Annotated in this window: 9 protein-coding genes; 2 read left to right on the forward strand and 7 right to left on the reverse strand. The window is 45.4% G+C overall.

What is annotated here, in order from left to right:
• Nucleotides 1-122: 122 nt before the first annotated feature.
• The 6 genes from ABDW16_RS03790 to ABDW16_RS03815 form a co-directional block, all read right to left on the reverse strand.
• Entirely contained in the window at nt 123-1637 is a 1515-nt protein-coding gene (locus ABDW16_RS03790) for an NAD(P)H-hydrate dehydratase (RefSeq protein WP_343667811.1), read from the reverse strand.
• Nucleotides 1638-1709: 72 nt separating this feature from the next.
• Entirely contained in the window at nt 1710-2222 is a 513-nt protein-coding gene (locus tag ABDW16_RS03795) for a hypothetical protein (RefSeq protein WP_343667812.1), read from the reverse strand.
• 63 nt (nt 2223-2285) lie between these two features.
• Nucleotides 2286-2744 carry a hypothetical protein gene (locus tag ABDW16_RS03800; protein WP_343667814.1) on the reverse strand — a complete coding sequence of 153 codons (459 nt, stop codon included), beginning with the start codon at nt 2742-2744 and terminating at the stop codon, nt 2286-2288.
• A gap of 292 nt (nt 2745-3036) precedes the next feature.
• Nucleotides 3037-5055 carry an OstA-like protein gene (locus ABDW16_RS03805; RefSeq protein ID WP_343667815.1) on the reverse strand — a complete coding sequence of 673 codons (2019 nt, stop codon included), beginning with the start codon at nt 5053-5055 and terminating at the stop codon, nt 3037-3039.
• An 8-nt stretch (nt 5056-5063) separates the two neighbouring features.
• Nucleotides 5064-6062 carry an MlaD family protein gene (locus tag ABDW16_RS03810; RefSeq protein WP_343667817.1) on the reverse strand — a complete coding sequence of 333 codons (999 nt, stop codon included), beginning with the start codon at nt 6060-6062 and terminating at the stop codon, nt 5064-5066.
• Between the two features lie 203 nt (nt 6063-6265).
• Complete coding sequence (locus tag ABDW16_RS03815; protein ID WP_343667818.1) at nt 6266-7861, reverse strand: N-acetylmuramoyl-L-alanine amidase; 1596 nt, start codon at nt 7859-7861, stop codon at nt 6266-6268.
• Between the two features lie 419 nt (nt 7862-8280).
• Here ABDW16_RS03815 and ABDW16_RS03820 point away from each other — a divergent pair, with 419 nt between their 5' ends.
• Nucleotides 8281-10923, forward strand: coding sequence for a putative LPS assembly protein LptD (locus tag ABDW16_RS03820; RefSeq protein WP_343667819.1), 2643 nt, complete (start codon nt 8281-8283; stop codon nt 10921-10923).
• A 21-nt stretch (nt 10924-10944) separates the two neighbouring features.
• Here the strand turns inward: ABDW16_RS03820 and ABDW16_RS03825 are convergent, their stop codons facing one another.
• Nucleotides 10945-11694, reverse strand: a complete 750-nt coding sequence (locus ABDW16_RS03825) for a 1-acyl-sn-glycerol-3-phosphate acyltransferase (protein ID WP_343667820.1) — start codon at nt 11692-11694, stop codon at nt 10945-10947.
• Between the two features lie 263 nt (nt 11695-11957).
• Here ABDW16_RS03825 and ABDW16_RS03830 point away from each other — a divergent pair, with 263 nt between their 5' ends.
• The gene (locus ABDW16_RS03830; RefSeq protein ID WP_343667822.1) at nt 11958-12122 is read left to right on the forward strand and encodes a hypothetical protein; all 165 of its coding nucleotides are present in this window, start codon (nt 11958-11960) and stop codon (nt 12120-12122) included.
• Nucleotides 12123-12241: the final 119 nt, after the last annotated feature.

Below are 12241 nucleotides of genomic sequence, written 5' to 3' on the forward strand. Positions count from 1 at the left end.
TTTACAATTCTATAAATATAAACTTTATTCCATTAAGAATTGTCTGATGGGAAATAGATAAGTAACTGATAGGAAAAAGCCGTTATTTCTAGGTTTTTTGAGGTGTATGTTGATGCAGTACCTTATTCCCGCAGGCCCAGAAAGGTTTTGCCGAGATTGTCTATAATGTCTTCTGCCGTCATTGCTTCCTGGGAGAGGGTTTCAGCGGCATAGTCACCTGCCAGGCCATGGATATATACGCCCATCAGCATCGCATCTTTTGAGCTATATCCCTGTGACAACAATGAGGTCAAAATACCTGTTAATACATCTCCACTTCCTCCTGTTGCCATGCCTGCATTGCCTGTTGTGTTAAAATAAATGTTGCCATCCGGAAACGCCATGGCTGTATATCTGCCTTTTAACAGGATGCAGAGACGCTTTTCAATCGCATTGTGAGATAAAACCTGTAGTTGCGCTCTATTGTTGGCTGTTTTGCCAAACAGGCGCTCAAATTCTTTAGGGTGTGGGGTGAGCAGGCTGCCTGCAGGTACTTTGTCTATCAATCCCGGCGTGGTCGCAATAATGTTGAGGGCGTCGGCATCCAGTACCATGGGTTCACGATATTGTTCAAAGAGTCTTTCCAGCGCCCAGGCCGTACCTGCCGCAGTGCCTATACCAGGACCTATCCCGATCACTTTATATTTTGAAGTATCCGTCTGAAAGCCAGAGCTGTGGTCGTATTGCTCGTCTACCATGCACATGGCTGGTGGCACGGCCAGTTGGATGATAGTATACCCACACTTAGGTACATGACAGGTTAACAATCCTACACCCCCGCGCAGGCAGGCTTTGGCACTCAATATTGCTGCACCCATTTTTCCTTCACTGCCTGCTATGAGCAGGGCATGGCCATAAGTACCCTTGTGTGCAAAGGGAGAGCGGGGCTTGTAAATACTTTTGATGAGGGTTGCTTCACTGATATGAAATGGGGTAGGAGTCTGCCGGATATAATCCGGATGCAGGCCAATGGGCAATATATGTACCTCGCCTGTCAACCCCGCATTTTCAGGAAATAAAAAAGCGAGTTTATAAAATTCAAAGCTCAGCGTATAATGCGCTTTTACCACAGGCGTGTTCACAGAAGAGCTATCTGCCCGCATGCCTGAAGGCAGGTCGATGGCGATGATGGTATGGGTCGCATACAATGCCTGCAGCTGTTGGATAATACCCGCTATCCAGCCACTCGTGGGCCTGCTGAGTCCTGTTCCAAGTATGGCATCTACAATCAGCACATTCGCTGGTGGTGCCTGAATAGAATTTGTGTCTGGAATATCATGCAGGGCGTCCGGGTATTTTTGCAGCAGCGCCTCCCTGTTAGCGACATGATCCACAGAAGCTTTTTCACTATGGTGCAGTATAAATGCATGGGCATTGTAACCCCTGTTTCTGAGCAGGCGGGCAATGGCCAGTCCATCTCCGCCATTGTTACCCATACCGCAGTAAATGTATATGGGGGTGTCAGCAGCATAGTGCCTGCAAATCCATGTTGTACATGCACCCGCGGCCCTTTCCATCAGGTCCAGGCTGCTAATGGGCGTATGCGCGATGGTATATGCATCTGCTTCGCGAATCTGTTGCGCAGAGAAAATCTTCATAGTTATAAATATAAAAAAGAAAAAGCTTCTGTCAGCGACAGAAGCTTTTTCACTAATAAAGTATATTCCCTCTTAGAAGGTGAACCTTGCCGAAGCACCACCAATCTCTTCGCCAATGTGGTGTGTACCACCTACGAAGTTTACATATGGTTTCAGGTCAGCACTGATCACCAGCGGAATTTTGTTGAATTTGTATTCCAGGCCAATGATACCATCGATACCAGGAGATGCATAAGAACCATCACCGTGGTTCCAATAACGGTCACGATCATAATCCCAGCGATCGTAAATACCTAAGTGTACACCACCACCCGCATACATACGGAGGGGGGTATCGCCCAGGTCAAAATGGTACTCATACAATGCAGTGAAAGTTACATTTGAACGACGGTTGTAATTGGTAAAAGCCAGTGCCTCAAAAGCATGATTTTCAGTAAAGAAGTGCTGGAAAGTTGCACCTACGACCCATGGATTTACTCTTACGCCTATCGCGTTTTCGTAGTCTGAAGCGCTACCGCGACGTTGTGCATTAGCCTGAAATGCCATTACGGTACACAGGCTGAATAATAACACAAGTTGTTTCATATCTGTTTTTGGTTTTTAAAAAAAGGTTATTTCAATAATCTTTATAAAGGTGTTTTCAATAAATCATTTTCCAAACGTATACCTGATCGATATGGCAAAATCAGTCAGGTCATCATCAGTATTAAAATGAACTGCAGGCTTCCAATCTATACTCAGGTTCAGCGGAAGGGTAGGGAAGGTGTAGTCTACACCAGCAATACCATCCACACCACCAATTACTTTTGTATTTCCCGCCACCGTCCGGCTACCCATATGTGCCCCGCCGCCTATAAACCATGCAAATCCTTGCGTGGTCAACGCCGACAGGTCAAAGTGGTGTTCGTATAATCCGGTGACAGTGTAAGTTTTGGAATAAGCTCCTGCGATGCCTTCTATTGCGTTGGCATCGTCGAAAAAGTATCGTACTGTAGCGCCAAATGGCAAGCCAGCGCGCAAACCTAATTGCGGATTGCCTTTTGTTTGTGCCTTTGTGTTACTAAAGTACAACCCCAGGAGCAAGGCTATGAACAGGATCTTTTTCATTGGTTATTTGCAATGCTTCGCAATAACGGTGCCAAGATACGGAATATTGCGCGGATGAGATAGCTATCTTTTGCATAAATAAAAATATCCGGCGGCCATAACCGCTATCTTACTGTATACCTGCCAGTTAATAATGGTGACCAACAGTCTTGAAAAGGCAATGCGCAATACGTGTTTTAACAGCTATAAAAGAAACAATCCCTGCAACCGGCTCTCCTGAAAAGGAGAATTAGCCAGTAGCAGGGATGTCGCTGTACCTGATGTAAAAAGGACAGAAGATTCGTTTGTTATTTTACGGTAAAGTAGTTGTTACTGTCGTAGTATCTGCTGCAGGTTGCTTTTCGCTCGCACCACCCATCAGTTCATATTTGGTCTTTGGCCTGCGCTTGATGTCCCATTTAAAATTCGGTAGCTGCATCTGATCGATAGGACGCTGCCCAAATGGATACATCGTACCTTCCGGATCCTTGATGAAATTCACGTGATGCAACTGTCCGCCCTGGAAGTACATATTGATTATACCACTCAGTGTTTTGTTCACACTGATAATAGAACCATCATCATCCTGTACATAATAGATACTCTCTGCATTGCCATCTACATGCATCCAGTCGAGTGTCTGGTTTTTAAAATAGCCGGTTATGAAGTTTCCCTTGATCTGGTCGTACAGATCCTTGTCCACTTCTTTTACGATCAGGCTATTCTGTGTCAGTAAGATTTTATCAGCAGTCTGGTTTTTCGTATAGAGGTGAATGGTATCTCCGCTCAGCTGCGTACCGTTTGCCCATAATACCGGGTTGCGGTAAAAGCGGAAGATGGAATCTTTTGTTGAATAATATACGCTATCTGCCACACCCTGCAATGAATCAGAGTAGATCTTTACATTGTGCCATGCCATGATGTACCTGATCTCTGTTGTATCTTTTGCAGCTGTATCCGGTTTGGACTGCAATGCGCCAGGACCAGCTTTCACCAGGCTATCCCTTACTTCTTTTGAAAGGGCAGGATTGGTAACGGCCAGTTTCGCGGTGTCAGTAATGTTCATGAGGCTATCCCGTTCACGATCAACCAGGCCATTGGCTTTTTGCAGGCTTTCCTGGAATTTTTTGCCAGTGGTGTCACTTTTTGTATCAAGGAAAGGAGGATTATTTACCAGGGGTATTGCCACGCTATCTGTTTTTACAATTGCATGTATACTATCTGCCAATGCCTTTGCAGTGCTGTCTGGTAATGCTTTGGCTATACTATCCGCTTTTGCCAGGTCCGGCATTCCTTTCTCAACAGGTTTCTCCAGCACAACAGGAATGGTATCTTTCAATGGCTTTTTCACCACGATACTATCCTTCCCCAGTATGGCAGAATACAAGGTATCGGCTGACAGGTATAAGGTATCCGTTTTACCTTCCAGTATCATGAGCGGATGTTGTGTAGCCAGTATGGTTTTCTTCGCCTGGTTCACCGTACCATAGTTGGAGAGCAGGCTCATTTTCTGCGCGGTATCTCTATAAACCATGTTCCCGTAGGCATAAGCCATTCCGGTTCTTTTGTCCATAATGATCCTGTCGGCAGTGATGGTAGCGGTGCTATCTTCAATGGTTGGGCGGCTGTCGAAGTTACCTTCCCCGGTCTCCGTATTATAATCTCCTGAAGTGGTGTACATAATGGTCTTACCATCATTGATCGTAGTAGGGGCTACGATGGTCGCCACTTTGGAAATGGTATTATATAAGAGTGTATCTGTAGTCAGGGTATACTCCGGGTCTACGAGCAATACATTCTTTTTAAAATAAACATCTTTGGTATCGGCATAGTAAAAACCTTCCTGGCTGGTCAGCACACTGGTACCGTTTACGAGTTTACCACCTTTGGTATAAGTACCGATCCTGGCATTCATGTCGTATTGCAGCTCAGGACCAGAAATGGTCACTTTACCATCGGTCAGGCGGGCATTGTCACGCATGGTGGCCAGCCTGGTTTCACCTTCATAGTGAAGGTAGTCGCCGTAAATATGAATACTATCTGCCTGATTAATGTGAATATGACCGTAGGCATCAAGTACATTGGTCGCTTTGTCAATAAATGTACTATCACTATAGAACAATGTATTTCCCTGGCGGAAAATGACATCGTTTATAAATCGGTTCAGCGAAACCCCATTCTTCGTTACAACATTCAACGAGTCAGCGTGAATGATGTGAATCACTTTCCCGGTATCAGTCTTTTGCTGAGGGGTATCCTGTGCCCTGGCAGAGAATATACTACCAAGGCAGATCCCGGCGAGGATAAGCCCGACTTTAGCTAAATGCTGCATGTTTAAAATCATTGTGCCGTAGCAGTATCTGATGGTATGGGCTGAGGTTTGGACTTCTTACCGAACAGAGAAAAGTGTACATACCTTTTTGGATTTACGCGAAGGTCTTCCAACAATTTATTCAGGCTATTCAATGAATTTTGCAGGTTCACATATACCTTCTTGTCGTTCAGCAACATACCTGCAGTACCATCGGTACTATTCAGTTTTGCAATTGTTTCGTTCAGGCGTGTAGCCATTTGCTGCAGTTCCTGCAGTGTTTTATCCAGTTGACCGTTAGACAGGGCTGCAGTTGTTTTCTCTGCATTGCTCAGAATAGCGGTGATCTTATCGTTGTTTGCTTTCAGGTTGGCAGTGAGTGCTTCCAGGTTGTCGAAAGTGGCAGACACATTACCATGTTTAGGATCCAGCATACCATTCAGGGATGCGGAAGTACGGGTAAAGTTGCCCATAGTGGCATTCAGGTGCGCGATCGCTTCCCTGAGGTTACCTTTGGTGGTAGTGTCAAAGATGGAGTTTACGGTCATCAGTACGGAGTCTACTGAGCCCAGTGTACCTTCCAGCTTCTGTACCAATGGGTTCAACTGTTCTTTCAGGGCATCGGTTACAGAACCGTCTACGGCTGCATACACCGTATCGCCGTCTTTGAGATAATCGTTCGCGTTACCAAAGGCGATCTGTACGGTCTTGGTACCCAGCAGGTCACTAGTGATGCGGGCAACAGAATTGCGCGGAATATCAATTTTCTTCTTGATAGTCAGTGTTACCAGGATGCGGCCTGCATTGTTATCCATTACGTCCAGGTTGGCTACATTACCTACCACGAGGCCATTTACCTGCACGGCGCTGGAAGGCAGGAGGCCATTTACCTGAGTATATACAGCATAAATAGTCTTGCTATGCGAAAAAAGGCTTTTACCTTTTAACAAATTAAAACCTAAAATCAGCATAGCGATGGCTACTGCCGCCAGGATGCCAACCTTAGTTTCGTTCGATACTTTAAGCATGTGAATACGTTATACGTTCTTGCAAAAATAATCAAAAAAGGATGCGAGCAATCAATTCCTGATTTTCAATTGCAAATAGCACACCTGTTTTAACTAATATTTAAAAAGGTAAATATAACGTGAAGTATTGGAAATGATCAGTTTGGGAAAAAAGTTGGGGAAAGGTTCGTGGGGTTAAAAAGGATAGGGGGGGTGGGAAAGAATTAACGTTGGGCGAGGCTGTTCTGCTCAGGGTCCATAATAAAGGCGTTCCAGAAACCGGCTTTCTTGGCGCGGGAGAGCGCAGACCTTGCTTCATTCAGGGAGCCAAAAGTGCCCCATACATATTTATTAAGTGTCTTATTATTAATAGACACTGGTTGTTTTTTAATATAACCGTTCAATTTGCTGAAGATCGGGGCGGAGCGGGTGTATTTCTTATCTGTGACGAGGAGTTGTATATTATATTTATAGTCAGGCGGCTTGCTCACCGATTTAGTTTTAGCCAACTGTACGGGAGTTGTTGATTTTGAACTACCTATGGAGCCATCCTTATTAATCACGAAGGCCTGGCGAAAGCCAAGCTGCTTTGCTTTTTGCAATGCAGCCTTGGCCTCAGCTTCGGTCCGGAAATTTTCCCAGATGTATTTATTTAATTTCTTACTGTCTTTTACATACGAATACTTCCTGATGGTACCGTGCATACCATTAAATATAGTAGCACCCCTGGTATAGGTCTTTTCGGTTACCAGCAGTTGTACCTCATAAGATTGCTTGCTTGTCTGCACGGGTGTGCTGCTCACCACTTCCCTGCCAGTTTGCTTATATACCGATTTGCTTTTGGTAGTAGTGGCATTGTTCTGCAGGGTAGAGGGCTGCTCGCTGCCAGAGTGGTGGTCGCCATCGTAGCGGTTCAGTTCCTCCTTGTAGCGCTTGATAGCCTTAAAGATACAGAGTGCCATTTCCTGCTGCCCGTCTTCAGAGTTCAGGTACTTTTCTTCCTGTGGATTGGAGATAAAGCCCAATTCCACCAGCACACTTGGCATAGCAGTCGCCTGCAGTACCCAGATACCTTTTTCGTCACGCTGACGGGCACCACGGCTGATGCGGCCTACCTCTGTAAACTGATCTTCAATCAGGGAAGAGAGGCGAAGGCTCTGGTCAAAATAGGCGTTACGCAAGGTGTTCAGCAGAATAAAGGTTTCCGGGTCAGACATATCCAGCACAGAATTGGCTCCTTCCGATTCAGCATCCAGCATGATAACGGAGCTTTCACGCAGGGATTCTGTCTTGGCATTGTTCTTTCCCGTAGCCCATACATAGGTTTCAGTACCTTCTGCAGTGCTGGGAGAGGTCGAGTAAATGGGTCGCTTTGTGGCCACTTTCTTCTTCCCCTTCTTCACCATGACTGTCTTGTAGCCGGTTACTTTATGAGTAGGTCCTGCAGAATTACAGTGAATAGAAATGAAAAGGTCTCCCTTTTCCCTGTTGGCAATATTGGCTCTTTCATTCAGGTCTGCCTTCAGCGAGCCTGCCAGTGCAGCGGGTGTCTTTCTGGTGTACACCACCCGTACATCTTTCATATTGGCTTCGATCAGCTTGCCCAGCTTAAGGGCTACATCCAGTGTTACCTGTTCCTCCGTGGAAAATTTTCCTTTTGCCCCCGGCGTAGTAGCACTATGCCCCGGATCAATAACGATAGTCCTTAGGGGCGGATTTTGTTTTTTGCCTGCTGGTTCAGGTTTGTTCCTGGCGTAAAGAAATAAACTTCCAAAAAATGTTGCACAACTTAAAAAAATCCAAAATCGGTTCCAGCGCATGACTCAGTTTTTATTTTAATTTAATGGGCGTTAGTCATAATAAAAAAATAATTGCGAATTACAATCGAGTTTTTCCAACGGGGCCGGGGTCCACACAGTAAACTTGTATTGTCCGGTACCTCCCACAGTCAGTAATTTACAGGGAGTTCTTGGTTTTTCTCAAGTAATTCATCGTTTAAAATCCGTCTTTCGTCCTAATATAAGGTGTTAAATAATATCAAGCAGCACTCTTTTTCATTTTACAATTGACAATAATTTGTACAAAAACTTGTAGGTTTGTGCCCACTTAACACATGCACCCGAGTTACAAAAATAATTATAAAAAGTTTTTGAGACAGATATACCTGGTATTTGGAGGAATATTAATTGCCGTTCCTGTAATTTTTACCAGTTTGGCCTCGCCGAGGTCCAATTTCACTGTGTCCTCAAATATTTTCGCAGATACCGTGCCGAAAGGGGCGGATACAGCCACTCCTGCTATAAAAACGCCTGAACGGGCAAAAACTGATACACCGCTTCCAACCCGTATCGATACCATTGGTTCTTCGACGGACACCACGGGAATAGATAGCCTGCATGGCCCTAAGCTCTCCAAAGATAGCCTGGATGCGCCAGTTGCTTACAAAGCGAAGGACTCTATCATCCTGGTGATACCAGACAAAAAGTTTTATATGTATGGCACTGCCAATACCAAATATAAAACGATGGAGGTTACAGCAGAACGCATGACCTACCTGCAGGCAACAGGTATCATGGAAGCCACTACCGCGCTGGATACGGCCGGTAAGCCGTTCGGCCGCCCGCATTTCAAAGACGGTGGACAGGAATTCGATTCCGATACCCTGCGCTTTGCAATGGAGACCAAGAAAGCAAAAATCTATAATACCAAATCCCAGTACGGAGAAGGCTATGTGCATAGCGAGCAGACCAAACGCCTGCCTGACAATAGCATCTTTGGTTTCAAAAACGGTTACACTACCTGTAACCTGGATACGCCCCACTTCCAGTTCAGGGCTAAAAAGATCAAGGTAATTCCTGACAAACTGGTTATTTCCGGTCCGGCAAACCTGGAAATTGAAGGTATTCCCACACCATTATTCATCCCTTTTGCCATTTTCCCGATCACCCAGGGACAGCGTTCCGGTATCCTGGTACCAGGCTATGTTGTGAACGCCCAGAAGGGGATGGGCCTGGAGAATGGAGGTTACTATTTAGGTCTGGGCGAGCACTTTGACCTCACCATGCGGGGAGACATCTACTCCTATGGTAGCTGGTCGCTCACTGCCAGTCCGACCTACCGCAAGCGCTACCATTACAATGGTGGTATGACCCTTAGCTTTGCCAATACCCGTTTCGGCGATCCTTCGGTAAAGTCCGAGTTTAGCCGCTCTCGTGACTTCAGGGTTACCTGGAACCATAGTATGGACAGTAAGGCCAGACCGGGTGTGAACTTTGGCGCTAACGTGAACTTTGGGACCTCCAGCTATAATACTTACAACGTATACGATTATGCTACCCGTGTGAACAATAATATCGGATCCTCTATCAGCTTCTCAAAAACCTGGCAGGGTAAGCCGTACAACTTTACATCGGGCCTTACACACTCTCAGAACCTGACTACCCGTGATGTGTCTATTTCCTTCCCATCTGCCACTTTCAATGTGAATACGCAGTACCCCTTCCAGCCAAAGGAACTGGTCGGGAAGTCAAAATGGTATCACAAACTGGGTGTTTCTTATACCGCTGTCCTGGCTAATAACGTGACATTCAAGGATTCCGTGTTCGGTAAGGCAAAGATGTGGGATGCATTGCAGTCAGGTATGAAACAGAACATTCCAATCTCCTTTACGATACCTGTCTTAAAAAACTTTACCCTGTCTCCGGGTATCAGTTATGCAGAGTATTGGTATACCAAAAAGACGGAGCGTAGATGGAATCCCAACAAGCGTGTGAGTGTCGATTCACTGGGTGGTCTGGATACGATTTATCAGCAGGGATTCTTTGCAGCGCGCCAGGCGAGTGCAAGTCTTTCATTGTCAACGGCAATATATGGTATGTATGTGTTCCCGAAAGGGTCTAAGGTCAGGGCCATCCGCCATGTGATGCGCCCGACACTGAGTATCAGTGCACAACCTGATCTGGCCAGTAATGCTTATTACAACCTGTATTATAACAGGGATAGTGCCTCCCAGCGTGCATCTTACTTTACCAGCTCGTCGGTCGGGGTGCCTTCGGAGGGTAGAGCCGGGTCCATCTCATTCGGCTTGGATAATAACCTGGAAATGAAGGTGTTCTCGAAAAAGGATACGTCGGCAAACCATGAGAAGAAGATCAAACTCCTGGATGGTTTTGGTTTCAACGGCTCCTACAACCTGCTGGCAGACAGTTTTAAATTGTCTACTTTCAGTCTGTACGCCCGTACGAACCTGTTTGATAAAATTAACATCACGGCCAGTGGTAGTATCGACCCTTATGTATATAACAGGGGGAAGAAGATTGACAAATACGTATGGAATACAGGTAAATTCAGCCCGGGCCGACTGGCAAGTGCGACAATTGCCCTGAGTACTTCCCTGACTTCACCGGATAAGAAGGCGAAAGCCAAGCAGGACCAGATTAATAATATAGAGAATGCAGAAAGTACGGATGCGGCATTCCAGGCACAGCAGCGACAGCTGGCTACGGTGAAAAAGAATCCGGGTGAATATGTAGACTTTGATATTCCGTGGAAGTTGGATTTATCTTATAGCCTTACTTATAGTAATACGATCTCAGCGGATTCAGGGGGGGTGGTGAAAAGCTTCTACCAGTACCTGACTTTTAGCGGTGACTTCAGCCTGACGCCAAAGTGGAAGATAGGAGTGAACAGTGGTTATGACTTCATCAATCATGCGCTGGGGTATACAAATATGTATATTTCCCGTGATTTGCACTGTTGGCAGATGTCAATTAATTTGATTCCAATTGGTACTTATCGTCAGTTTAGTATTACGATCAGTCCGAAGGCAGGTATTCTGAGGGATCTGAGGATTAACAGGTCCCGAACGTTCTATGATTTATAACATTATGAAAAAGGGAGGTTTCTACAGAAACCTCCCTTTTTCATAATGTTCCCACATGATCTGGAATACCTTGGCCTTTAGCTCTTCTACATCATCCATGGTGTATCCAATGGTCGATATAGGCGGCAGGAATTCCATTTTGATAGCATGTGGCCAGGCAAAGAAAGTCTTTCCGGGGGGCATAATTTCTTTAGTTCCCCATATGACAGTAGGTAAAATCGGCTTTTTAGTATCAATAGCGAGCGAAAATGCCCCGTCATAGAACTCCTTCAGGGGCTGACCTGTTTTGTTCCTGGTGCCTTCCGGATACAGCAGCATATGCATACCATTCTGCAGCACTTCTTTCATTTCCACAAAGCTATGTTTACGGCTTACAGGGTCTTTGCGGTCTACCAGCACACTGCCTATCTTGTACATAATACCAAAGATGGGGGCTTTTACCATTTCCTTTTTCGCCAGACTTTTGTGAGTGCCCGGGATGCCGGCATAGGTGGCAGGGATATCCATAAAGGAGTTGTGGTTGCAGACGATGATGTAGGTCTGTCCGGGGGCGAAATTTTCGCGGCCTTTGGTGCGGACAGGGCAGCCGATCAGCGGCATCATAAGGCGGCACCAGAGGCGGCCTGATTTGACAAATTTGCGTACGCGGATTCTCAGGGAGTAGAATGATACCAACCACATTGGGAGCAGGAAAATCAGCATAAATATGGTGAAAATAATCAGTACATATAAAGCATAAACTCTGCCGACCAGGTTTTTAAGCCAGTTCATAGATGTATATTCAGATTATAAATATAATTATGAAATGGTATATATTTTTTAGGTGTGGAAAAAATCAAAAAAGGGAGCCACAGGAATATGGTCTTCTATATATGAAACCATGTTATACGGATGAATAAAATCATTTCATGGAAAAAGCCCTATTCACTTTCACCGCCACCCATCAATAATCATATACATGCAGGGCACTAATATCAGGGTAAACAGCGTCCCTATGTGCAGTCAATACAACACTGATAAAAATTAAAGGTAGTATGGCTGATATAGATGCAACGGATTATTCGCAAAAGCGTTTTGCATTGGAAGCCGGAGCGGAGATATTTACACGGGTGGGGAAACGCCTGGCTTACGATTTTTCTGCTAAGTATGTATGGACATCTAAATATCATCCTTATATAGGAGGTTTAGAGAAGGTATAATGGAATCAGGGTCCAGTTGAATATCGGATTTATAACAGGACCGTCTTTTGCGAGATATAGGCGTGCATTGAAGATGGCGGGGATGAACAGGGATCATTGAGAGGGGCATGGATGAAAGG

It is taken from the genome of Chitinophaga sp. (assembly GCF_039596135.1).
In the GTDB taxonomy this organism is placed as follows: Bacteria; Bacteroidota; Bacteroidia; order Chitinophagales; family Chitinophagaceae; genus Chitinophaga.

Bases quoted from the DNA above. Each gene is read 5' to 3' on its own strand.
- ABDW16_RS03790 (WP_343667811.1), bottom strand. From the start codon at position 1,637: ATGAAGATTTTCTCTGCGCAACAGATTCGCGAAGCAGATGCATATACC.
- ABDW16_RS03795 (WP_343667812.1), bottom strand. From the start codon at position 2,222: ATGAAACAACTTGTGTTATTATTCAGCCTGTGTACCGTAATGGCATTT.
- ABDW16_RS03800 (WP_343667814.1), bottom strand. From the start codon at position 2,744: ATGAAAAAGATCCTGTTCATAGCCTTGCTCCTGGGGTTGTACTTTAGT.
- ABDW16_RS03805 (WP_343667815.1), bottom strand. From the start codon at position 5,055: ATGCAGCATTTAGCTAAAGTCGGGCTTATCCTCGCCGGGATCTGCCTT.
- ABDW16_RS03810 (WP_343667817.1), bottom strand. From the start codon at position 6,062: ATGCTTAAAGTATCGAACGAAACTAAGGTTGGCATCCTGGCGGCAGTA.
- ABDW16_RS03815 (WP_343667818.1), bottom strand. From the start codon at position 7,861: ATGCGCTGGAACCGATTTTGGATTTTTTTAAGTTGTGCAACATTTTTT.
- ABDW16_RS03825 (WP_343667820.1), bottom strand. From the start codon at position 11,694: ATGAACTGGCTTAAAAACCTGGTCGGCAGAGTTTATGCTTTATATGTA.
- ABDW16_RS03830 (WP_343667822.1), top strand. From the start codon at position 11,958: ATGGCTGATATAGATGCAACGGATTATTCGCAAAAGCGTTTTGCATTG.